Below are 22,151 nucleotides of genomic sequence, written 5' to 3' on the forward strand. Positions count from 1 at the left end.
AGGATCACGCGCAACTCATCGCCAACACTACATGAACATGGGCATATGCATCAAGAAAAGTCTCACCAACGACATAAAGCGGCGCATGCTCGCGCTCGCGGTCATATCCGCCACGCTCACGGCGGCCCTCTGGATACACAGCGAGTATCGCTCCTTCAGCGATGAAATCGGACAACTCCGTTCAGTCTACCTCGACAGCCGAAAGGAAAAGCTGCGCGAGGAACTGGGCAACGTGCTCGATTACATCGGCTACATGAAGAGCACCACCGATGAACGCCTGCGGGAGTCCATCCGCTCGCGCGTTTACGAGGCCCACGCCATTGCCACGCACATCGTCGACACCTTCGGCGCGGACACGCCCCGCGAACGCCTCGAATCCCTTGTCCGCGAAGCCCTGCGCCCCATCTCCTTCAACAATGGGAGAGGATACTTCTTTGCTGGAGATTTCAGCGGCGTCGAACAACTCTTCCCACCCAACCAGAAATACGAACAGCGCTATCTGCTCGATCTGCGCGACACCGAGGGCCGCCTCGTCATACGTGATGTCATAGACATATGCAGGACCAACGGCGAGGGCTTCTACGAATATCACTGGCCCAAACCCGGAATCCCCGATTCGAGCTTTCCCAAGATCGCCTACGTCAAAACATTCGCGCCATTCGGCTGGTTCATCGGCACCGGCGAGTATCTCGATGACGTCGAGAGGGACATCAAGGCCGAAGTGCTCTCTCGCCTCGGCCATATCCGCTTCGAAAAAAGTGGGTACATCTTCGTCGTACACCGGGACGGCACCATGCTCGCCAACGGCCTGCAACCGGAACTCGTCGGCCAACCGGTGCCGGACAACACCGCCCCCGGATCGCCAAGCCTGATGCAACTCGGCCAAGAGGCCGCAGCCCAGCCTGGGGGCGGGTTCATGACCTACATGTGGCGCAAGCCGGGGTCCGACGAGCAGCATCCGAAGATGAGCCACATCCGGCCCGTCGATGAATGGGACTGGATGGTCGGCGCGGGTGTCTACCTCGATGAAATCGACCAGACCATCGGCCAGATGCGCTCCAGCCTCATAAGCGACATCCGGGACCGGCTCCTGCGTATCGGGGCGCTTCTCGCCCTGCTCATCGTCGGCATTTCGCTTTCCACACGGCTTATGACCGCACAGATCAACCGCAGCTTCACGGCCTTCTCATCGTTCTTCGACAAGGCAGCCAAGGGAGCCGCGCACATCGACCCAGGCGCGCTGGAATTCGATGAATTCGCAGCCCTCGCCGAACCGGCAAACCGCATGATCCGCGAGCGCGACATGGCGCAGGAAAAGCTCCAGCAGGCGCGCGACACCCTCGAAATCCACGTGCGCGAAAAGACGGCCGAACTCGTCACCGCCAACGACACCCTGCGGCGGCGCGAGGAACTGCTGCGCGTCACCTTCAACTCCACGGGCGACGCCATCCTCGTCCTCGACCAGACGGGGAACATCGTGGATACGAACCCGCAGTTCGCCACCATGTGGGGTATTCCGGAAAGGATGGGGCTTGACGACAGCGCCAGCGTCTTCGCCCTCATGGCGGAGCAGGTGCAGGCTCCCGACACCCTGCGCGAGGGTTTCGCCCTCCTCGCTCCGGATTCCGTACGTTTCGACGAACTGGCCTGCCGCGACGGGCGCACCATAGAGCGCTACGCCTACCCCCTCGTGCGTGACGGGCATGTCATGGGCAGAGTCTTCAACTTCCGCGACATCACCGAACGCGTGAACTCCCAACGCGAGGTACAGAGCCTGCGCTCGCTCCTTGGCAACATCGTCGATTCCATGCCCTCCATCCTCATCGCCGTGGACAGACTGGGCCGGGTGACACAGTGGAACCGCGCGGCAGCGGAACGCACGGGGATTTCCGCCACGAAGGCCCAACGCCGACCGCTCGAAGAGGTCTTCCACATCCTTGGAGACGACTGTCAGGCCGTACACAAGGCCATGCGCGACGCGGAGCCGCAGTTCGCGACAAGGATTCCCCGGCTTGTAGAGGGCGAAAAACGATTCTTCGACCTCACCGTCTACCCGCTGGGCGCCCAGACCGTGGAGGGCGCCGTCATGCGGCTGGACGACGTGACCAGCCGCGTCCACATTGAGGACATGATGATCCAGACGGAAAAGATGATGTCCGTCGGCGGCCTTGCGGCGGGAATGGCCCACGAGATCAACAATCCCCTCGGCGCGGTGCTTCAGGCCAGCCAGAACATCACACGCCGTCTCTCGCCAGACATGCCCGCGAACAAGACCGTCGCCGACGAGTTGGGGCTGGACCTCACGCTGGTGCACGAATACATGCAGCGCAGAAAGATATCCACGTACATAGAAGGCATTCAGGAAGCAGGCAACCGCGCCGCCGTCATCGTCCGGAACATGCTGGACTTCAGCCGCAAGAGCGAAACGACCAGAACGCCCCACAACATCGGCATGCTCCTCGACCGCGCGGCGGAACTCGCCTCCAAGGATTACGACCTCAAGAAGAAATACGATTTCAAGCAGATAGAAATCGTACGTGAATACGATCCCGACACGCCGATCATCGCCGTCAACGGCACGGAACTGGAGCAGGTGTTTCTGAACCTGCTCAAAAACGCCGGACAGGCCATGGCCGAAAAGGACTACGCGGGGCAGACACCGCGCATCACCCTGCGCACGGCCCCAGAGAACGGAAAGGTTCGTATCGAAATCGAAGACAACGGGCCGGGTATCCGCCTCGAATCGCACAAGCGCATCTTCGAGCCGTTCTTCACTACCAAGGGCGTCGGCTTCGGCACGGGACTCGGGCTTTCCGTGTCGTACTTCATCATCACACGCAATCACGGCGGCGAGTTCCGCGTGGATTCGGAACCCGGCGAGTGGACACGCTTCACCATCCACCTGCCGCCGCTCAAGCCGCATCACGACGAAACACAGCCCGACGCCTCGGACAGCACGCCGGAACCGTACAACGGCACAAAAAAGGGGGAGTCCTAGGACTCCCCCTTCATCATTGGCGATTGAATACGAAACTAGCGGGCTTTGAGGCCGAGACGTTCGACGACGCTCTGCGCGCAGGCCACGGTGTACTCCGCCGGAGCGAGGCGCTCCTTCTCGGCGGCTTCGATGACCAGTTCCGGGCGATTGGAGCGCGCCGGATCGGGCGTGATGCCATAGGACTGTGGGAAGGTGTTCTCGAAGTACATGTCCTGAAAGCCGATGAACTTGAGCATGTGCGCCGTGGCGTCGAGCACCGCCGTCTCCTCTGCGTCGATGAGCCGAAGCTCGCGGGCGCGGATGAGGCCGGCAAGGCATTCGCCGCCCTGCGTGCAGGAGATGTGGCCGTGGCGGTTGGCCAGCAGCATGCCCTCGATGATGGCCTGCTCGGTGACCTGCACCACCTGGAAACTTCCGGGACCGGCAATGGCCTCGTAGCGCTCGGCAAAGTGCCGCACGCGCGGGAAGGACACGGGATTGCCGATCATCGCGGCCTGCGCCACGCTCGGCTCCACGGTCACGGGGTGCCACTCGCGCTCTTGCGGCTGCGCGGCGTAATAGCGATACACGGGGTCGGCATGGTGGGACTGCACGCCGAACACGCGGGGCAGCGCCGTAATGATGCCGAGTTCGAACATCTTGAGGAAGCCGCTCATGATCGCGGTGATGTTGCCCGCGTTGCCGATGGGCACGAAGATGGCCTTGCCCGCGAGATCCCAGTCGTACCACTGGGCGACCTCGAAGGCGTAGGACTCCTGACCGAGGATGCGCCACGCGTTCTTGGAATTGAGTAGCGCCACCTGATAGTTGTCCGCCAGATGCTCGACCACCTTCATGCAGTCGTCGAACACTCCGGGCACTTCGAGCACCACGGCACCGCTGCCCAGCGGCTGGGCCAACTGCTGCGGAGTCACCTTGCCCTGCGGCAGGATGACGGCGGACTTGATGCGTCCGTCCGCGTAGGAGGCATACAGCGCGGCGGCTGCGGAGGTATCGCCCGTGGAGGCGCACACCGCGAGAATCTCGTCCAGATTGCGCGTCCGGATGAGGTGGTTCAGGAAGCTGAAGGCGCAGGCCATGCCCCGGTCCTTGAAGGAGGCGCTGGGGTTCTGGCCGTCGTTCTTGAAGGCCATGCGCTGCCCGCCAAGCTGGGCGGACAGGCGATTGCTGGAGCTGATGATGGGCGTGTTGCCCTCGCCGAGGTAGACGATGTCCGCCTCGTCCATGACCGGAGCCATCAGCTCATAGAAACGGAAGATGCCGCGCAGGGCGTCGCTCTTGGCACCGGCGCGGGTGTCGAACACCGTACGCCACTCTTCGCCAGAGCGCTCGCGCAGGGTATCGAAGCCCGCATCGCGCAGCAGGAAAACGCCGCCGCAATTCGGGCAGGTATAGTGCAATTCCTCGGTGCCGTAGCGTGCGCCGCAGCCGAGGCAGAAGTATTCCATGCGGCCCCTGTAAGCGGGAAACGCGTTCATCTCTGGCATCGTTCCATCCTTGTGCGATAAAATGGTGCTTGGCGGGGCGTTACGCGCCCCACACGCTTCCGGCCGCCATGGTTGCCATGACCACGCCGATACCCACCTTGGCCACAAGGCCGAGGAAGGTCCCGTACATTGCGCCCATGGCCGCCGTGCGGGCCTCTTCGAATGTGCGGCCCTGAATGCGCTCGACGGCAAGGCAGCCGCCGAACGCGCCGAGCAGTGCGCCGGGCAGCGCACCGATGCCGAACAGGAACCCGGCACCGACAATGGCACCGGCAATGGCACCGAGCACGCCGCCCCAGTTGCCCTTGGAGGATGCGCCATACTGCTTGGCACCCTTGAGCCGGATCACGAATTCCAGCCCCTCGCCAGCCAGCGCCAGAAGCGCCAACCCGCCGAAACCGATCCACGTCAGCGCCATGTCCGGATGCGTCGCCTTCCACAGCGCCACCAGTCCCAGCACCACCCAGTTGGCGGGCAGGGAAAAGACGTGCAGAACCAGCGCACCAAAACAGGCGAGCACGAAAAGAACGGTCAGGATGCCACTCACGTATTCCACTAGAACTGCTTCCTCAAATCGATCACGCGCTTGGCCTTGCCCTCGCTCTTGGGCAGGGTGTTGGCTTCCACGAGCTCGACCTTGGGCGTGAGCAGAATCTCGTAGCGCAGTGCGGTCTGGATGCGCTCGCGCAGGGCGTTGAGGGCGCGCATGTCCTCAATGAAGAACTCTTCCTTGATCTCGACCTTCACGCGCATGAGGTCGATGTGGCCGTCGTTGTCCAGCTCGATGAGGTAATTCTGGCCCACCTCGGGCATGGCCATCAGCACCTGCTCGATCTGCATCGGGTAGATGTTCACGCCCTTGAGGATCATCATGTCGTCCGCGCGGCCGAGGATGCGGTCAATGCGGCGGTGCTTGCGTCCGCAGGGGCATTCGCCCGGCAGGAAGCGGCACAGGTCGCGGGTGCGGTAACGGATTATGGGCATGCCCTCGCGCAGAAGCGACGTCATGACGATCTCGCCGATCTCGCCCTCCTTCACCGGTTCGAGCGTCTCGGGATCGAGAATCTCGATGAGGTAGGCGTCTTCCCAGACGTGCATGCCCTTCTGCTCAAGACACTCGAACGCGACGCCCGGTCCGTTCATCTCGGACAGGCCGTAGGAGTTGTAGGCCTTGATGCCGAGGGCGTCCTCGATCTTGCGACGGCTTTCCTCGGTGTGCGGCTCCGCACCGACGAGCGCCACGCGCAGGGCAAGGTCGCGCCGGGGGTCGATGCCGGACTTGGTCAGCGCCTCGGCGAAGTACAGCGCGTAGGACGGGATGATGTGGATGGCCGTGGTCCGGAAATCCTTCATCAGCTTGATCTGACGCGCCGTGTTGCCCGCGCCGGACGGAATGGTGAGGCAGCCGAGGCGCTCCGCGCCGTAGTGGATGCCCAGACCGCCGGTGAACAGGCCATAGCCACTCATATTCTGAAACACGTCGCCGGGGCGAATGCCGATCATATGCATGCAGCGGGCCATAAGGTCCGCCCATGAATTGAGATCGTTCTGCGTGTAGTAGACGGCCGTGGGATTGCCGGTGGTGCCGCTGGAGACGTGCAGCCGGACGAACTGGTCGTGGGGAACGGTCAGCAGTCCATCGGGATAGCTGGCGCGCAGGTCGTTCTTCGTGGTCAGCGGCAGGCGACGAATGTCGTCGACGCTGCGAATGTCAGCAGGGTCGATGCCACCGAGGCTCTCTGCATAGAAGCGCGAGCGCGCGGCGCGCTCGACCACATTGCGAAGTCGTACAACCTGAATCCGTTCAATTTCCTCACGAGAGTAAGTCTCGGCCTTATCGAAGTACACGTGTGGCTCCAGATGCAGTTGAGGGTGACCGGCGCAAGGCGCGTCAGGAATTGGAGTATTCGGAAGGTTCCGCAGCCATGGCAAGATTTTCGAACGCAGTGTGCTCCTTGAGGAACGTCAGCTCCACCACTCCGGTGGGACCGTTTCGGTGCTTGCCGATGATGACTTCGGCAATGCCCTTCTTGGGGTTGTCGTCGCTCGTGTTGTAGACCTCGTCGCGGTACAGGAAGACGATCATGTCGGCGTCCTGCTCGATAGCGCCGGATTCGCGAAGGTCCGAAAGCTTCGGGCGCTTGTCCGTGCGTTCCTCGACCTTTCGGTTGAGCTGCGAAAGCGCGATGACGGGGACCTGGATTTCCTTGGCCAGCGCCTTGAGCGTCCGCGAGATTTCGGAGATTTCCTGTTCGCGAGAGTCGATGGTGCGCCCGGCCCGCATAAGCTGAAGGTAGTCCACGATGACCAGCCCGAGGCCCTTTTCGGCCTTGAGGCGACGGCAACGCGCACGCAGTTCCAGCGTGCTGATGGCGGGGGTGTCGTCGATGTAGATCGGCGCAGCGGACATATCCTCCGCGGCGTCGTACAGGCGCGCCCATGCCTCGTCGTCGATGAAGCCGCGGCGCATGTCGGCGAGGTTGACCCGCGCCTTGGTGCACAGCATACGCATCATCAGCTGGTCCATGCCCATTTCGAGCGAGAACACGGCCGTCGGCGTCCCATAGTCGGACGCGGCGCGCAGGCCGATGTTCAGCGCGAAGGACGTCTTGCCCATGGCGGGACGGCCAGCGATGATGATGAGGTCGGTCGCTTGAAGACCGGCCGTGAGTTCATCGAACTTGTAGTAGCCGGTGGGAACGCCGGTGACGATTTCCTTTCGGCTGTAGAGTTCCTGCAGCTTCTCGAAGACCTGATTCACCAGTTCCTTGGAAGCGACGAAGGTCTTGTTGGAGCGCTGCTCGGAAATGGCGAAGATGGACTGCTCGGACTCGTCGAGCAGCGCATCGACATCGTTCGCGCCATCGAAGCAGTTTTCGATGATGTCCGATGCCACACCGATCAGCTGGCGCTGGATGGAGCGGTTGCGGACGATCTTGGCGTGGAACAGGGCATTGGAGGTGCTCACCGTGGAATCGGCCAGTTCCGCCAGATAGACGGGGCCGCCCACATCGTCGAGCTTGCCCATGCTGCGCAGCTCTTCAGCGACGGTCAGCAGGTCCATGGGGACGGACTTGCGGAAGCACTCCTGAAAGGCCCTGTAGATGATGCGATGGGCTGGCGAGTAGAAATCGTCCTCGCCGAGGACGTCCACGAGGTCGTGGAACACGTTGGACTTCAAAAAAACGCCCCCCAGAACCGCCTGTTCGGCTTCGAGGTTGTGGGGGGGAACTTTTCGCAGCATATCGCCGGAGGCCCTATCAAGGGCCTCGGCGACAGCGGAACCCCCGGTCCCCTGCGGGGACCGGGAGCGATCTTTTCTAGGCCTGTTCAGACTCGTCGGCCTGTCCTGCGTCATTGCTTACAGCTTCTTCTTCGGCCGCCTTGGCGGTAGCCTCGGCCTCAGCTTCAAGTTTCAGTTCCAGGGCAGCCTCGGCCTCCTCGGAGGTGATGGGCTGGCCTTCGACCCAGTCGTGACGCACAACGCTCACGGTCAGTTCGCACTGCACATCAGGATGCAGCTTGACGGGCACGGAGTACACGCCAAGGGAACGGATCGGATCGCCGAGAATAATCTTTTTCTTGTCGACTTCCAAGCCCATTTCAGCAAGGGCTTCGCCGATGTGGGAGTTGGTGACGGAGCCGTAGAGGCGGTCGCCGTCGCCCACGCGAACGCGCAGGACGAGCTTGGCCTCTTCCAGCTTCTTGCCCATCTCCTCGGCCTCGAAGCGGATCTTGTCCATCTTTTCCTGCAGCTTCTTGCGCTCCAGCTCAAAAACCTTGGCGTTCGCCTCGGTAGCCAGCATGGCAAGACCCTGGGGCAGGAGATAGTTACGGCCATAGCCGGGCTTCACTTTGACGATGTCGCCCAGACGGCCGAGATTGTCGATATCTGCTCGAAGAATGAGTTTCATTGGTGCAAGCCTCCCCTAGAGCGTCCTTTTCTTCACCACGGTGCTATGCACAGCGGTGTAGTACAGAAGGGCCATCTGCCTGGCGCGCTTGATCGCCACGGTGAGGCGGCGCTGATGCTTTGCGCAGGTACCGGTGATGCGACGGGGGATGATCTTGCCGCGCTCGGTGATGAAATCCCTCAGAATGTCGACACGCTTGTAATCGATGGGGAGGTCCTTGTCGGCGCAGAAACGACAGAACTTCTTCCGCGGAGTGAATTTTTTACGGAAAGCCATTTATGCAACCTCCTCGGCTTCGGCCTCTTCGCCAAGGCGAACGGTGACGAACTTGTAGATGCCGTCGGTGATACGAATGTTGCGCTCAAGCTCGGCAACGAGCTGACCGGGAGCAGTGTACTCCAGGCGCACATAGTAGCCGCGGGTCTTCTTCTTCACGGGGTACGCAAGATCGCGCAGGCCCCAGTCGTCAACCAGATCCACAACGCCGCCCTCACGGGTGATGACGCCGGTCAGGTTGTCGAGGATCGTCTGGCGCTCCTCGGCTGCGAACTCGGGGGAGAGCAGCAGCAAAGTCTCGAACTTTCTCATAAGTTCCTCCTCATGGTCTATTGGCCCTTGCCGCCAATGGCAAGAGCAAGGCAAAACGCAGTCATTATTCCAAGCCCCCCGGCCTGTCAAGCAAACCTGCGGGGATTCTGGCCCAGAAGGCACAATACCTCATAACTGATGGTTCCGCACCAGTCGGCAACCTCCTCGGCGCGGATGGCACCCGCACCGGGTCCGCCAAGCAGCCAAACGTCGTCGCCGGGCTTCACGCCGGGCAGTTCCGTCACGTCGAGGGCCGACATCTGCATGCACACGCGCCCAACCAACGGCACGCGCGTGCCGCCGATATTCGCGAAACCGCGATTGGACAGCGCACGCGGGAAGTTGTCCGAGTAGCCCGCGGCAATGATGGCCACGCGCATGTCGCACGGAGCCACAAAGGTGCGCCCGTAGTTCACGGACTGCCCCGTCTTCAGTTCGTGGACCTGATACACGCGGCTACGGACTTCCATGGCGGGCGCGAAATCCGCGCCGAGTTCCGCCATGTCCGTGCCCCAGAACACGTTGCAGCCGTACAGGCTGATGCCGGGACGCTGCGCGTCATGCCGCAACTCGGGATAGGCCAGAAGCGCCGCCGAGTTGGCGAGATTGGCCTCGAAGGCATATCCCGCACGGCGCAGCACGTCCACGGCGTTCGCGAATCTGCGGCCCTGCTCCAGCACGTAGTCGCGCTCCTCGGGCATGTCCGCCGTGGCCAGATGCGAGCACACCATGCTCACCTCCACGCCGGACATATCCGCCAGCGCCTCGGCCAGCGCAGGGGCGTCCTCGGGCACGAAGCCGAGCCGGCCCATGCCGGTATCGAGCTTCAGGGCGATGGGCACGCGCATGCCGAGCCGCCGTCCGGTCTCGTCCATGCGCCGCAACTGCTCCATGCGCCCCGTGAAGGGCACGATGCGCTCGCGGGCGGCCAATTCGAAATCCGTATCGAGTTGCGCGCCCAGAAGCGACATCACTCGCCCGGAGTAGCCGTCGGCCCTGATGCGGGCGGCCTCCTCCACGGTTCCTGCGCCAAGGGTATGCGCACCGGCGCGGTCGAGGGCACGCGCCGTTTCCAGCAGGCCATGCCCGTAGGCGTCGGCCTTGATCACCGCGCAGGCATGTCCGCCAATGGCTTCCAGCCTGCGCCAATTTTCAGCTATTCTTTCAGGATAGACAATGGTTTCCAGATGATTGTAGGCGATGGTCATTGCATCCTCACCGGTTATTCGGACACGTCCGGAACGTCCCCGGACCGGGAGGTTCTATAAGGAATTTCCGTCGTTATGCCTACTGTTCATTTACCGTAACATATGGTACGTGCCCCGAAGTCGCACCGGCAGCCGCAACGGCCAATCCCAACAGTACCCTATAACGCACGGACGATCATGACCGCAATGATCCGCACGCCGCTCCATCGCACGACCGGCCTCGTACCGGCCCTTCTGGCTGTGATCGCGACGGCGCTTTTCTTCGCCGCCGCACGTCCCGCCCTTGCTGGCGGAGACATCCTTTCGGACCACCTCGCCGCAAGCGCCACACAGGACGCCGAAGCATGGCAGCTCAGCGCCGACTCCATGGCCGCCGAGCACGACCCCGAAATCATCGAGGCATCCGGCAACGTGGTGCTCTCGCAGGGCAAGCGCACCCTGCGCGCGGACTTCGCGCGCTACTACCGCAAGACGGGCTGGGTGTACCTGAAGGGCAACGTCGAAGCCATGTGGACGAAGGACCGCCTCACCGCTGACGAGGCCGAGTTCGACCTCAAATCCCGCGTGGGCTGGCTCAAGAACGGCTATGTCTTCATCGACGACGCCCACCTCTACTTCTCCGGAAGACACATCGAGAAGCACGAGGGCGACACCTACACCTTCCGCTCGGCCACCGTCACCTCCTGCGACGATCCGTCCGAAGCATGGTCCATTGACATGGACGAGGGCGAGGTGACCATCGAGGGCTACGCATGGCTCAAGCGCACCGCCTTCAAGGTGGGCGACACCTCCCTTCTGGCCACGCCCTTCATGGTCCTGCCTGCCAAGGTCAAGCGCCAGAGCGGTCTGCTCATCCCCGAGATCGGCGTCAGCTCGCGCAACGGCTTCTACATCAACCAGCCCATCTACTGGGCCATCGACGAAGAGCGCGACGCGACCTTCTACGAGAATTTCCTCGCCAATCGCGGCCTGCGTCAGGGCATCGAGTACCGCAACACGCCGGACTCGGACTCCAAGAGCGTCTGGCAGGCGGACTGGCTACACGACAGCATCCGCGCCAACTCCGAATCCGACGAGGACTCCCAGTTCGACGATGACGGACTCATCCGCCCCAACCGCAACCGCTACTGGTTCCGCAGCAAGTTCAACGGCCACCTGCCCGACCCGCAGTGGAAGGTGAAGCTCGACATCGACTACGCCTCGGACCAGAACTACCTGCGCGAATTCAAATCCGGCCTGTCCGGCTTCGACCGCGCCAAGGACCTGTTCCTCGACGAATTCGGCCGCGACATCGCTGATGCCGACTCGCTGGAACGCACCACCACGCTGCTCGTCTCCCGCTCGTGGGACCGCTTCGGCGTGGCCGGACGCATGCAGTACACCCAGAACCTCAGCTACATGAACGACAACCTCGACCCGGACGACAACCCCACCCTCCAGCGCCTGCCCGAACTTTCGGCCTACGTATGGAAGGACCGCATCGTCCCCGACCTGCCCGTCGAATTCATGATGGATTCCACGGTGGGCTACAACTGGCGCGCCAAGGGCGACTCCGGCGGCCGTGTCGAGGTCGACCCCACCGTGAGCGTGCCCTTCTTCCTCGGCCCTGTGTCCGTGATTCCCTCCGCCGGAATGCACGAGACACTCTACATCGAGGACGATTTCGAAAACGAGAACACCGACGCCGAGACCGGCCGCATGCGGCACCTGCCCAGCGTCAACGTGGCCACCTTCACGGAATTCTCCCGCGTATTCGACCTCGACACCGCAGCCCTTCCCGCCACGGCGGAGAACGCTGGCGAATCCCGTTGGCAGCGCATCCGCCACGCCATCCAGCCCCGCGTGGACTTCGACTGGACGCCCTACGTCGGCCAGACCGAAAATCCCTACTTCGACGAGACGGACCGCCTCGACGCGCGAAACGAGATCACCTACTCGCTGACCAACGTCCTCGACCGCAGGCGCGTAACCATCACCCCGCGCGGCGAAGGCGACGACACGACCTACGCCCCCGTGGTGGACTACCTCGACTTCCTGCGGCTGCGCCTCGAACAGAGCTACGACCGCCGCGAGGCCACCCGCGAGGATGAACTCGACACCTACGAACGCCGTCCGTTCTCGGACTTCCTCGCCGAAGCCGTGCTGCGCTACAACAACTACGTGAGCTGGACCAGCCGCACTCTCGTCTCGCCCTACCTCGGCGACATGACCGAGCACGAGCACTTCGTGACCCTCGAACTTCCTGAAACGCTGCGCGTGAACTTCGGCGTGGACTTCCAGGAAGCCCTCGACGAGTACAAGCGGCAGGACCGCGAGCGCATCCGCCAACTCAAGCTCGGCGTGGACTGGGCCATCAACCGCCACTGGGCGCTTGGCATGCTCTACCGCACCGACATCGAAAACGCCACGGACCTCGAAAAGACCCTGCGCCTGATGTACACGCACCAGTGCTACGGCTTCGAGGTGCTCCTCACCACCACGGACGACGAGGCCCGCGTGGAGGCCCGCGTGTCCCTGCTTGGGCTGACCATGTAGCCAAAGCGACCACCGAAATGCGCAAAGGCGCGGAAGCCACGGCTTCCGCGCCTTTTTTCGCGCCAAATCTTGCCCTGCCTGCCTGCCGCCAGCGCGCCACCACCAACAGTGGCAAGCCGCCCGCCTTTGCTGTACAACCTCCTCATGAGTCAGAACACTTCCCCGCAGACACAACGCCCCATCCGCATCCTCTCGCCCGAACTGCAAAACCAGATCGCGGCGGGCGAAGTCGTCGAACGCCCGGCCAGCGTCCTCAAGGAACTTGCCGAAAATAGCCTCGACGCCGGAGCCGAAAGCATCTCCATCGCCATCGAACAGGGCGGACAGGGACTCATAGACATTCAGGACGACGGCTGGGGCATGGCCCCGGACGAAATGGAGCTGGCCCTCACGCGCCACGCCACCAGCAAGGTCACCGATTTTCATGAGCTGAACACCATCCGCAGCTTCGGCTTCCGGGGCGAGGCGCTGCCGTCCATCGCCTCGGTCTCGCGCATGCGCATCTCGTCCATCGCGCGCGGAGCGGACACAGGCGCGTTCATCGACGTGGACGCCGGGCGCGTCACGGACCGTGGACCTGCGGCACTGCGCGCCGGTACGCGCATCGAAATCCGCGACCTGTTCGCCAACGTCCCGGCCCGGCTGAAATTTCTCAAGGCCCCCACCACGGAGACCCGGCGTTGTCAGGAGGCATTCTTTCGCCTTGCCCTCACCCGGCTCGACGTGCGCATGACCCTGACCGTGGGCGGCCGCAAGGTCTACGCCTTCACGCCAGGGCAAGATATCTCCAAACGGCTGTGCGCGGCGTGGCCCCCGGCCGTGACCGATGGGCTCATTCCCTTCGATCACGAGCAGGACGGCTACCGCGCCCACGGCGTGACAGGAAGCCCCCGCGCCGCGCAGGCCCGCGCCGACAGACTGCTCTTCTACGTCAACAACCGCCCCGTCACGGACAAGGTGCTCATGCGCGCCGTGCGCGAGGCCTACTCCGGCAGAATCCTCACCCGCGAATATCCGCAGGCCGTGGTCTTCCTCGAAATGCCGCCCGAGCACGTGGACGCGAACGTCCACCCGGCCAAGACGGAAGTCCGCTTTCGCGACGAGCACGCCGTCTTTTCCGTCATCCGCCGGGCCATCCTGTCCGCGCTGGATCATGCGGATGCCGCCAGCGCCGCCATGCCCGCCGGGCACGGAACATTTTCGCCGGAATCCGTCGGCTCGTCGGCCATGGACGCCATGGATGAGTTGCCCTCGTCCTTCGGCACCCCGCGCCCGGCAGCGTCCTTCGGCTCCGGCGCGCCCGCAGCCTCACGGCCTTCCGGAACCGGCAGCACCGCTGCATCGGGATTCGACGCCCGCCCCGGCTTCGCGACCTACCACGAGTATCGCCGCGTCACGGAACGCGAGAACCTGCTGGACATCAAGCCGGACCCGACACGTAGCGCGGCGACCACGTTTTGCGAACCCGAAGCGGGACATGCAGTCGAGATGGGCACGCCGGCACCGACGCCCTTCGCCGCCGCGACGGCCGTCCCGGCACGGACGGCGGATGGTGGCGAATATCTCGGCCAGCTCGCGAACACTTACCTCATCATCCGCCACGCGGACGGCACTCTCGCGCTGGTGGACCAGCACGCCGCACACGAGCGGGTGCTCTTCCACACCTTCGAGAAGGCAGGGGAACGCGGCGATTCGCAGCCCCTCGCGCTGCCCATCGAACTCTCGCTGCACCCGGCGGAAGTCCCACTGCTGGAAGAGATATGGGGCGACCTTTTGCGGCTGGGCTTCTCCATGGAGCGCCCCTCGGAGACCGTGCTCGCCGTCACGGCCATTCCGGCGCTTCTGACCGCCGCCAAGGCGCGCGACTACCTGCGCTCCGCCTTGAGCGAGCAATCGCGAGGCATCCGCAGCCTGTGGGCCATGCTCTCGTGCAAGGCCGCCGTGAAGGCCAACCAGCCGCTGGCGCGGGACGAGGCACTGGCCCTTCTGTCCGCATGGTGCGACACTCCGGATAGGGACTACTGCCCGCACGGACGCCCCATCCGCGTTTCGTGGAGCATCGGAGAGCTGGAGCGTCTGTTCAAGCGCAAGGCATAGACGCCAAAGGAGAATTGGCGGAGGCCCAACAGTCCGGTTTCGCTTGCTATATCCCCCGGATAGGGGATAGTGGTTTCATACGGGGTGCGCTCACGCGCCATCATGAAGAGCCGAAAAAGGAGCCGTCATGGAACTGAGGATCGATATCTCCGGCTACAAGAACGAAGTTGTGATCACCGCCCTGCCGAGGCGCTTCGTCCACAAGATCTACATGCACTGCCTCGGCAAGAACAATACGCCCTACTTCGCGAACAACTGCTTCAAGGGCGTCCTGTACTTCGACGAGGAGCTCGCCGGCAAATTCGCCCGTTCGCTCGACTACGAATGGAACGGATGGTGGGAGGCCAACCGCTTCTACCACCGCGCGGCCTACAGCTTCGAGGAAAGTCTCAAGGTCACCGCCTGCATCGACGGCGTACCGGAAATGGAGCTCTACACCTCCAAGCTCCACACCGTGGATAATCCGGTGCGCATGCAGTCCCTGCTGCCCGAAGTCCACAAAGACGAGGTGCTTGTGCTCATGGGCTCCGTGGACAAGGGCACCATGTCCTACCGTCTCGACGGCATGAAGGACGAATTTTCCCCGGCACGGCTGGATGTTCGCATCGACACCTTCGCAGACTTCGGATTCGAGGAACCGCTCATCACCGGCATGACCTACGGTAGCCGCGAGCTCGAAGCCATTGACGGCCCCAGCAAGGGACGTAGAATGATCGAACCGCTGCTCTTCTCGCAGACCGGCAAGGAACTCGACATGGGCGACTTCCCGCCCGTTGAACTGCCCGAACTGTAGAAGGGGACGATCAGCCGTCTCTCGGAGGAGGACATCATGACCGGCACAGGAGACAACCGCAGACAGGCCCACCGCTTCCTGCTCAAGATAGGCGGCGAGGAAAACACCTGCACGGCGAACCTCGCCGAGGCCGTCGTGGAGTGCGACCTGCTCGACCTGAGCACCGGCGGCCTACGCGGCAGCATCATTGTGGCGGACGGCGCAACGCCTGTCGTCGAAAAAGGACTCCGCGTGCAACTGCTCTCCCCCTCCTCCGAAACCTTCGAATTTCTCGCTGGCCGTTCGGGAGTCGTCGCTTGGACAACCCCGGACGGCCGCGAATTCGGCATCACTCTGGACGAGACGATTCCCGGCGAACTCGTGGAGTCCGCCATGTTCCACTTCACGTCCATTCTTTCGCCCTGACCGGGCCGCTTCCCGCGCTTCCCACTCACGCTGCGTCAGGGCATCCCCCGACGCAGCGATTTCATTCGTGCAGATCGCGACAGGTTGCGACTCACGCTAGGGCCGCGAGCCCTGCCGCGTGGCCAGCCATATGCCACCCAGAATCAGCACGCCGCTCAAGAAGTGCGCCCAGCACACAGGTTCCCCGAGAAACACCACGGCCTCGATTCCGCTGAACAGCGGCAGCGAGTAGTAGACAGCTCCGGCCATGGACGGCCCTATGTGCTCCACCGCCCTGTTCCAGCACCAGAACGAAAACAGCGAAGCTCCCGCGCCGATGTAGAGCACGGCACCGACAAGCTGCCCCGTGACGTGCAACTCCACACCGCCCGCGCTCCATTCCCACGCCGCCCACGGCACCAGCATCAGCGCGCCAAGGCCAAAGGTGGTGGTCAGGAATGCACCCTGCGGCACATCGCGCGGCATGCGGCGCACGAGAATGCTGTACGCGCCGAAAAGCATGGCGGCGGCCAGCATGCCCAAATCCCCCACGGAAAGCTCCAGCGTCAGCAGACGATGCACCTGTCCCCGCGTGATCAGCACGATCACGCCGAGGACGGCAACGACCACGCCGCCAAGCCGGGTGGGCGACACCGCCTCGCCAAGGAATATCCGGGCGAAAAGCAGGATGAACATGGGCGAGGTGGTGGCGATGAGGGACAGATTCAACGCGCTGGTATGGTGCGCGGCCATGTAGATGAGCGTGTTGAAGATGGTGACGCCCAGAAGCGCGGTGAGGGCCAGATAGCGCCAGTGCGATCGCACGGCGGTCAGCGAGCGGATGAAGGACATGCCGCCGAAGGGAAGCAGCACCACCAGTGCAGTGGTCCAGCGCAGGAGCGCGAGCGTCACGGGCGGGACGCTATCCACCAGCCCACGGGCGACGATAAAGTTTCCGGACCACACGACGGTCGCCGCGAGAGCGAACACAATGCCAACCAGCCGATTACGGGAGCACGACATGCCTGACCTCGGTTTTCCACCGGAATGAAAAGATTGCGGGCGCTGGCCCGAAGATGACGCTTTACCCTCACGCCAACGCGCAGGCGAAACGCCAAAGACCGGGCGCAACGAAGATTCCCCACGTCGCGCCCGGCGGGATGTGTCTAGAGATACGAATCGGGAGCGGAGAGGTGGTTGCCCACGTAGTCCGCCACCGCGTCCTCAAGGGAACGGAAGGCGACCGGGCAGCCCGCTTCGCGCAGTCTGTCCATCTTCGCCTCGGTGAAGTACTGGTACTTGCCCTCAAGCGCTGCGGGCATGTCGATGTAGCGGATGTCCTCGGGTACGCCCATGGCGGAGAACACGGAGCGGGCAAGGTCATTCCACGTCCGCGCGGTGCCGGTGCCGAGGTTGAATATGCCGTTGACCTGCGGATTTTGGAGCAGCCACCACATCACGTCCACGCAGTCCTTCACGTAGACGAAATCGCGCATCTGGCCGCCGTCGGCATAGTCGGGACGTCCGGAACGGAACAGGGACATGAAGCCGTTGTCGCGAATCTGGCGGTGCGCCTTGCAGATCACGGACATCATGTCGCCCTTGTGGTATTCGTTAGGGCCGAACACGTTGAAGAACTTGAGGCTCGCCAGCGAATCAACGGCCCCGGTGCGCAGCGACCACAGGTCGAAGAGCTGCTTGGAGTAGCCGTACATATTGAGCGGACGCAGGGCCTCGATGCCGTCAGGATCGTCGTCGAAGCCGAGGCTTCCGTCGCCGTAAGTAGCGGCGGAGGAGGCGTTGATGAACCGAACATCATGCTCAAGGCAGAAGTGCGCCAGCGTCATGGTGTACCGGTAGTTGTTCTCCATGAGATAGTCGGCGTTGCGCTCGGTGGTCGAGGAGCACGCGCCCATGTGGATGATGGAATCCACATCGAAGGGCATATCCTCGTGCATGACCATTTCGAGGAACATGTCCTTGTGCACGTAGTCGACGTACGTCCTGTTGACGAGGTTCTTCCACTTGTCGCTCGTGCCGAGATCGTCGACCACGATAATGTCGGTGACGCCCATCGAATTCAGCTTCCACACGAATGCGCTGCCGATGAACCCGGCGCCTCCGGTAACGATATGCATCTATGGAATCTCCATTGTTCGGAAGAAAGTTTGCGCGGAAACACAACCCATACTATCACCCGGGCACGGGACGCAAGCCCGCAGGGACGCGCCATTTCGGGAAATCCGGCTACCGCTGACAACGGAACGCTTGTGTTGCGCGCGCATATCTACTAATGCGCATTGTTTCACGGAGGAAAAAATGCTCGCAATTCTCGACTACAAAGCTGGCAACCAGACGTCCGTGCGCCGGGCGCTCGATCATCTCGGCATCGAGTGCGCCATCACCGCGGACCCGCAGATTCTCGCCGCCGCGGACGGCGTCATCTTCCCCGGCGTGGGCGCTGCCGGACAGGCCATGAACGAGCTGACCACCACCGGACTCGACGCCGAACTGCGCCGTCTGGTGGCATCCGGCAAGCCACTGCTCGGCATCTGCGTGGGCTGCCAGATCATGCTCGACTACTCGCAGGAAAACGACACGAAGACCCTCGGCATCATCCCCGGCGAATGCCGCCTCTTCGCCCCCGGCATGCACGAGGAGGACGGCACCCCCGTCCACGTTCCACACATGGGCTGGAACAGCGTCACCCCGCGCGACCCGCAGGAGCGCCTGTTCCGAGGCATCGAGCCCGGCTCCGAATTCTACTACGTGCACAGCTACTACCCCGCACCGGCCCCGGAATACGTGCTGGCCACCACCACCTACGGCATCGAGTTCTGCGCCATGCACGGACGCGAAGGCCTGTGGGCCACGCAATTCCACCCCGAAAAAAGCGGCCGACCGGGCCTGAGGCTCCTCGCCAACTTCCACGACTACTGCCTTGAGGTGAAGAATGCTCAGTAAGCGCGTGATTCCCTGCCTCGACGTGCGCGACGGCAGACTGACCAAGGGCATCCGCTTCCGCGACAACGTGGACATCGGCGACCCCGTGGAAACGGCCCGCGTCTACTACGAGGAAGGCGCGGACGAACTCGTCTTCTACGACATCACGGCCTCGCACGAGGGCCGAGGCATCATGCTCAAGGTCGTGGAGGAAGTCGCCAAGCAGATTTTCATTCCCTTCTCCGTGGGCGGCGGCATCTCCACCGTGGCCGACATGCGCGCCGTGCTGCTGGCTGGCGCGGAAAAGGTCTCCGTCAATTCCGCCGCCGTGAAGACCCCGGACATCATCTCCGAAGGCGCGGCGGCCTTCGGCTCGCAGTGCATCGTCGTGGGCATGGACGTGCTGCGCGTGCCCGTCACCGAGTCCATCCCCTCGGGCTACGAGATCGTCATCCACGGCGGTCGCAAGCACATGGGCATCGACGCCATCGCGTGGGCCAAGCACGTCGAATCCCTTGGCGCTGGCGAGCTGTGCGTCAACTCCATCGACGCCGACGGCACCCGCGACGGCTACGAGCTGAACCTCACCCGCACCATCGCCGAGGCGGTGAACATCCCGGTCATCGCCTCCGGTGGCGCAGGCACGCCCGAACATATGGCCGACGCCATCACCGAGGGCAAGGCCTCCGCCGCGCTCATCGCCTCCATCGTGCACTACGGCGAATACTCCATCCGCCAGTGCAAGGAGATCATGAAAAGCCGTGGCGTGAAGGTACGCGACGTCTGGTAGCTCACCCCCGCACCACAGCCTCAATCACACGCCCCCGGCAGCACGCGCTTCCGGGGGCTTTTTCGTCCGGACGCACAATGCGCCACAGCCTCTATAAATGGGCGTAATATTCGCCCGGCGCGACATCGACAAATTTTCAACACATTGGAATTACACGCTTCTCATTTCGGCACACTGCTTGCTCCTCTCCAAGTAAACACTTCGAAAAGGAGGATACCCATGAAGTATGCTATCAGCAGCACGGGCACGACCCTCGACAGCGCGCTTGATCCGCGTTTCGGACGTTGCGCGCACTTCATCGTGTTCGACGCGGAAAGCGGCGAGCACACCGTCATCGATAACACGGCGAACGCCACGCAGCCGCAGGGCGCGGGCATCCAGGCCGCGCAGGCCGTGGTCGGCGCAGGAGCGCAGGCCGTCGTCACCGGGCGCGTCGGCCCCAATGCGGAACAGGCGCTCACGCAGGCCGGAGTGCGCATCATCACCACCACGGCGGCCACCGTACGCGAGGCGCTCAACGAAGCGCAGAACGCCCCTGCGGAAGCGCAGCCCGCCACCTCGGCGGCACAGCAGCCCGTCGGCCCCGGCATGGGACGCGGTCTCGGCCTCGGCATGGGACGCGGACGCGGTTGTGGAATGGGTGGCGGACGCGGCATGGGCGGCGGGCGCGGTATGGGACGCGGCATGGGCGGCGGACGCGGTCGCTCCTAATCGCGCGGCTCAATCCCGACATTACCGGCCCATGAAAGGAAAAGGGCGACCCGTCACAGACAAGGTCGCCCTCGATTCTCCCAAGTCACCCCAGCATAGCTCGGGGCAATGGCTCTTTTGCGGCTACTCCACGAGGAAATAGGCTTCCGGCTTGGCACCGCACACGGGGCACGCCGCCTCGGGCCTGCCCTCGTGCACGTGTCCGCACACGCTACACACGTAGTAGCTCGTCTCGGGCAGTCCCGCCGGATTTTCAAGCGCCTTGCGGTACATGTTCGCATGCACCTCCTCAACGGCGTTGGCGAAGCCGAAATAGCGTTCGGCCGCGCGCTCGCCCTCGGCCTTGGCGTCCTCGATCATGGCCGGATACATTTCCTTGAACTCGTGGGTTTCGCCTGCAATGGCCGACTTCAGGTTCTCCTCGGTGGACCCCACGCCCTTCAGAAGGCGCAAATGCGCGTGGGCATGAACAGTCTCCGCTGCCGCAGCGGCCCGAAACAGCCTCGCGACCTGCGCGAGGCCCTCCTTGTCCGCCTTCTCGGCGAAGGCCAGATACCGCCTATTCGCCTGCGACTCACCGGCGAATGCCGCTTCGAGATTCTCTTTAGTCCTGCTCATCGTTCACTCCTTTGCATTTTCCATAATTGCGCACGCCCGCGTTGCCGGACTCCGACAACATGAGGTAGAATCGAAATGCCACAGCCACCAACAAGCCGAGGAGGATCGCATGGACTGGTACCGCATCACCCTCAGCCTACAGGACATCGCACAGGGCGGAACGTCCCGTTTGCAGGACCGCTTCATCCGCGCATGGACGCAGCACGACGCCCCGCGCGAGATGAGAATGTACGCGCTGCGCGAAAAGAGCCGCCCGGCCACGGTCTTCTACTTCTCGCCGGGATGCGGCGAGGTGATCCTCAAGCACTTCCTGGACTATAATCCGTCCGCGTGCCCATCTCCAGAGGATGAGGATCTCATGCTCCTCGTAGGACATGGCGAGGAAAGAAAAGGTTAGGCGCTCCGAAAACGCCCCAAGCCACGGATGCGCATCGCGTGCGCCCCGGCACCCAACCGGGCCGTGTATCCATTCCGGTCAACGTGCCGCGTCCATCCATCGGGACGTACGCGTCCCACCATAGCCAACCCCACGACAAAACAAAAGACCCGCGCGGCATAGCCACGCGGGTCTCGAAAACCATTCGGAAGGGGAATGATGCCTAGCGGACGTCGTAGGTCCCGCTCTTGCCGCCGCTCTTGTGGAGCAGACGGCAGCCGGTGATCAGGATGTCCTTCTGCACGGCCTTGCACATATCGTAGACGGTGAGCGCGGCGACCTGCGCCGCGGTAAACGCCTCCATCTCCACGCCGGTCTGTCCGGCGGTGCGGGCCTCCGCCTCGATGACGATGGTCGCCGTCTCCTCCACGGGAGTAAAGCGGACATCGACATAGCTCAGCGGAAGCGGATGACACATGGGGATGAGTTCAAAGGTCCTCTTGGCGGCGAGAATGCCCGCAATCTTGGCCGTGGTCAGCGCGTCGCCCTTGGGCAACGCATTGGCGGCCAGCAGGTCGAACGTCTCACGCGACAGGACGACGCGAGTCTCGGCAATGGCCACACGCTGGGTCTGGGCCTTGTGGCCCACATCCACCATGCGCGCGTTGCCGTCCTCATCAATATGCGAAAGCTGTGCAGTCACGGTCTA

General features: G+C 63.1%; 21 protein-coding genes. 9 read left to right on the plus strand and 12 right to left on the minus strand.

What is annotated here, in order from left to right; all coding sequences use genetic code 11:
• Positions 1-31: 31 nt before the first annotated feature.
• Positions 32-2,998, plus strand: coding sequence for a cache domain-containing protein (locus GGQ74_RS03315; RefSeq protein ID WP_167940104.1), 2,967 nt, complete (start codon positions 32-34; stop codon positions 2,996-2,998).
• A gap of 35 nt (positions 2,999-3,033) precedes the next feature.
• Here GGQ74_RS03315 and thrC read toward each other — a convergent pair whose 3' ends face one another.
• The 8 genes from thrC to alr form a co-directional block, all read right to left on the minus strand.
• On the minus strand, positions 3,034-4,485 hold the full coding sequence (gene thrC, locus GGQ74_RS03320) for a threonine synthase (RefSeq protein WP_167940105.1): 1,452 nt from the start codon (positions 4,483-4,485) through the stop codon (positions 3,034-3,036).
• Between the two features lie 40 nt (positions 4,486-4,525).
• Complete coding sequence (locus GGQ74_RS03325; protein ID WP_425338078.1) at positions 4,526-5,041, minus strand: DUF456 family protein; 516 nt, start codon at positions 5,039-5,041, stop codon at positions 4,526-4,528.
• Entirely contained in the window at positions 5,041-6,333 is a 1,293-nt protein-coding gene (locus GGQ74_RS03330; RefSeq protein ID WP_167940106.1) for an AMP-binding protein, read from the minus strand. Before GGQ74_RS03330 ends, GGQ74_RS03325 begins: the two co-directional genes overlap by 1 nt.
• Before the next feature lie 43 nt (positions 6,334-6,376).
• A complete protein-coding gene (dnaB, locus tag GGQ74_RS03335) occupies positions 6,377-7,843 on the minus strand; it encodes a replicative DNA helicase (RefSeq protein ID WP_167940107.1) in 1,467 nt (488 codons plus the stop codon).
• Positions 7,806-8,399 carry a 50S ribosomal protein L9 gene (gene rplI / locus GGQ74_RS03340; protein WP_167940108.1) on the minus strand — a complete coding sequence of 198 codons (594 nt, stop codon included), beginning with the start codon at positions 8,397-8,399 and terminating at the stop codon, positions 7,806-7,808. The genes dnaB and rplI overlap by 38 nt, the downstream gene beginning before the upstream one ends.
• A 15-nt stretch (positions 8,400-8,414) precedes the next feature.
• Positions 8,415-8,675, minus strand: coding sequence for a 30S ribosomal protein S18 (gene rpsR / locus GGQ74_RS03345; protein ID WP_167940109.1), 261 nt, complete (start codon positions 8,673-8,675; stop codon positions 8,415-8,417).
• A complete protein-coding gene (gene rpsF / locus GGQ74_RS03350) occupies positions 8,676-8,987 on the minus strand; it encodes a 30S ribosomal protein S6 (RefSeq protein WP_167940110.1) in 312 nt (103 codons plus the stop codon).
• An 86-nt stretch (positions 8,988-9,073) separates the two neighbouring features.
• Positions 9,074-10,195 carry an alanine racemase gene (gene alr / locus GGQ74_RS03355; protein WP_167940111.1) on the minus strand — a complete coding sequence of 374 codons (1,122 nt, stop codon included), beginning with the start codon at positions 10,193-10,195 and terminating at the stop codon, positions 9,074-9,076.
• A gap of 177 nt (positions 10,196-10,372) precedes the next feature.
• Here alr and GGQ74_RS03360 point away from each other — a divergent pair, with 177 nt between their 5' ends.
• The 4 genes from GGQ74_RS03360 (at position 10,373) to GGQ74_RS03375 (ending at position 16,025) form a co-directional block, all read left to right on the plus strand.
• Positions 10,373-12,730, plus strand: a complete 2,358-nt coding sequence (locus GGQ74_RS03360) for an LPS-assembly protein LptD (RefSeq protein WP_167940112.1) — start codon at positions 10,373-10,375, stop codon at positions 12,728-12,730.
• A gap of 144 nt (positions 12,731-12,874) precedes the next feature.
• Entirely contained in the window at positions 12,875-14,827 is a 1,953-nt protein-coding gene (mutL, locus tag GGQ74_RS03365) for a DNA mismatch repair endonuclease MutL (RefSeq protein ID WP_167940113.1), read from the plus strand.
• A gap of 127 nt (positions 14,828-14,954) precedes the next feature.
• The gene (locus GGQ74_RS03370; protein WP_167940114.1) at positions 14,955-15,620 is read left to right on the plus strand and encodes a hypothetical protein; all 666 of its coding nucleotides are present in this window, start codon (positions 14,955-14,957) and stop codon (positions 15,618-15,620) included.
• Between the two features lie 36 nt (positions 15,621-15,656).
• On the plus strand, positions 15,657-16,025 hold the full coding sequence (locus GGQ74_RS03375) for a PilZ domain-containing protein (RefSeq protein WP_167940115.1): 369 nt from the start codon (positions 15,657-15,659) through the stop codon (positions 16,023-16,025).
• A gap of 96 nt (positions 16,026-16,121) precedes the next feature.
• Here GGQ74_RS03375 and GGQ74_RS03380 read toward each other — a convergent pair whose 3' ends face one another.
• Positions 16,122-17,027, minus strand: coding sequence for a DMT family transporter (locus GGQ74_RS03380; protein WP_167940116.1), 906 nt, complete (start codon positions 17,025-17,027; stop codon positions 16,122-16,124).
• Between the two features lie 143 nt (positions 17,028-17,170).
• Entirely contained in the window at positions 17,171-18,142 is a 972-nt protein-coding gene (gene rfaD / locus GGQ74_RS03385; protein WP_167940117.1) for an ADP-glyceromanno-heptose 6-epimerase, read from the minus strand.
• 181 nt (positions 18,143-18,323) lie between these two features.
• Here rfaD and hisH point away from each other — a divergent pair, with 181 nt between their 5' ends.
• The 3 genes from hisH (at position 18,324) to GGQ74_RS03400 (ending at position 20,448) form a co-directional block, all read left to right on the plus strand.
• Entirely contained in the window at positions 18,324-18,968 is a 645-nt protein-coding gene (hisH, locus tag GGQ74_RS03390) for an imidazole glycerol phosphate synthase subunit HisH (RefSeq protein WP_167940118.1), read from the plus strand.
• On the plus strand, positions 18,958-19,737 hold the full coding sequence (gene hisF, locus GGQ74_RS03395; RefSeq protein ID WP_167940119.1) for an imidazole glycerol phosphate synthase subunit HisF: 780 nt from the start codon (positions 18,958-18,960) through the stop codon (positions 19,735-19,737). The genes hisH and hisF overlap by 11 nt, the downstream gene beginning before the upstream one ends.
• Positions 19,738-19,956: 219 nt before the next feature.
• Positions 19,957-20,448 (plus strand): NifB/NifX family molybdenum-iron cluster-binding protein, encoded by a 492-nt coding sequence (locus tag GGQ74_RS03400; protein WP_167940120.1) that lies wholly within the window; start codon positions 19,957-19,959, stop codon positions 20,446-20,448.
• A gap of 123 nt (positions 20,449-20,571) precedes the next feature.
• Here the strand turns inward: GGQ74_RS03400 and GGQ74_RS03405 are convergent, their stop codons facing one another.
• Complete coding sequence (locus GGQ74_RS03405; protein ID WP_167940121.1) at positions 20,572-21,066, minus strand: rubrerythrin family protein; 495 nt, start codon at positions 21,064-21,066, stop codon at positions 20,572-20,574.
• A 109-nt stretch (positions 21,067-21,175) separates the two neighbouring features.
• Here GGQ74_RS03405 and GGQ74_RS03410 point away from each other — a divergent pair, with 109 nt between their 5' ends.
• Positions 21,176-21,463, plus strand: a complete 288-nt coding sequence (locus GGQ74_RS03410; protein WP_167940122.1) for a hypothetical protein — start codon at positions 21,176-21,178, stop codon at positions 21,461-21,463.
• Between the two features lie 202 nt (positions 21,464-21,665).
• Here the strand turns inward: GGQ74_RS03410 and moaC are convergent, their stop codons facing one another.
• A complete protein-coding gene (gene moaC, locus GGQ74_RS03415) occupies positions 21,666-22,145 on the minus strand; it encodes a cyclic pyranopterin monophosphate synthase MoaC (RefSeq protein WP_167940123.1) in 480 nt (159 codons plus the stop codon).
• Between the last annotated feature and the right edge of the window lie 6 nt (positions 22,146-22,151).

Origin of the sequence: Desulfobaculum xiamenense (assembly GCF_011927665.1) — a bacterium.
GTDB lineage: Bacteria > Desulfobacterota > Desulfovibrionia > Desulfovibrionales > Desulfovibrionaceae > Desulfobaculum > Desulfobaculum xiamenense.

Excerpts from the sequence above, each read along its gene's own strand:
- GGQ74_RS03315 (WP_167940104.1), top strand. The coding sequence starts at position 32 with ATGAACATGGGCATATGCATCAAGAAAAGTCTCACCAACGACATAAAG.
- thrC (WP_167940105.1), bottom strand. The coding sequence starts at position 4,485 with ATGCCAGAGATGAACGCGTTTCCCGCTTACAGGGGCCGCATGGAATAC.
- dnaB (WP_167940107.1), bottom strand. The coding sequence starts at position 7,843 with ATGACGCAGGACAGGCCGACGAGTCTGAACAGGCCTAGAAAAGATCGC.
- rplI (WP_167940108.1), bottom strand. The coding sequence starts at position 8,399 with ATGAAACTCATTCTTCGAGCAGATATCGACAATCTCGGCCGTCTGGGC.
- rpsR (WP_167940109.1), bottom strand. The coding sequence starts at position 8,675 with ATGGCTTTCCGTAAAAAATTCACTCCGCGGAAGAAGTTCTGTCGTTTC.
- rpsF (WP_167940110.1), bottom strand. The coding sequence starts at position 8,987 with ATGAGAAAGTTCGAGACTTTGCTGCTGCTCTCCCCCGAGTTCGCAGCC.
- alr (WP_167940111.1), bottom strand. The coding sequence starts at position 10,195 with ATGACCATCGCCTACAATCATCTGGAAACCATTGTCTATCCTGAAAGA.
- GGQ74_RS03360 (WP_167940112.1), top strand. The coding sequence starts at position 10,373 with ATGACCGCAATGATCCGCACGCCGCTCCATCGCACGACCGGCCTCGTA.
- mutL (WP_167940113.1), top strand. The coding sequence starts at position 12,875 with ATGAGTCAGAACACTTCCCCGCAGACACAACGCCCCATCCGCATCCTC.
- GGQ74_RS03370 (WP_167940114.1), top strand. The coding sequence starts at position 14,955 with ATGGAACTGAGGATCGATATCTCCGGCTACAAGAACGAAGTTGTGATC.
- GGQ74_RS03375 (WP_167940115.1), top strand. The coding sequence starts at position 15,657 with ATGACCGGCACAGGAGACAACCGCAGACAGGCCCACCGCTTCCTGCTC.
- GGQ74_RS03380 (WP_167940116.1), bottom strand. The coding sequence starts at position 17,027 with ATGTCGTGCTCCCGTAATCGGCTGGTTGGCATTGTGTTCGCTCTCGCG.
- rfaD (WP_167940117.1), bottom strand. The coding sequence starts at position 18,142 with ATGCATATCGTTACCGGAGGCGCCGGGTTCATCGGCAGCGCATTCGTG.
- hisH (WP_167940118.1), top strand. The coding sequence starts at position 18,324 with ATGCTCGCAATTCTCGACTACAAAGCTGGCAACCAGACGTCCGTGCGC.
- hisF (WP_167940119.1), top strand. The coding sequence starts at position 18,958 with ATGCTCAGTAAGCGCGTGATTCCCTGCCTCGACGTGCGCGACGGCAGA.
- GGQ74_RS03400 (WP_167940120.1), top strand. The coding sequence starts at position 19,957 with ATGAAGTATGCTATCAGCAGCACGGGCACGACCCTCGACAGCGCGCTT.
- GGQ74_RS03405 (WP_167940121.1), bottom strand. The coding sequence starts at position 21,066 with ATGAGCAGGACTAAAGAGAATCTCGAAGCGGCATTCGCCGGTGAGTCG.
- GGQ74_RS03410 (WP_167940122.1), top strand. The coding sequence starts at position 21,176 with ATGGACTGGTACCGCATCACCCTCAGCCTACAGGACATCGCACAGGGC.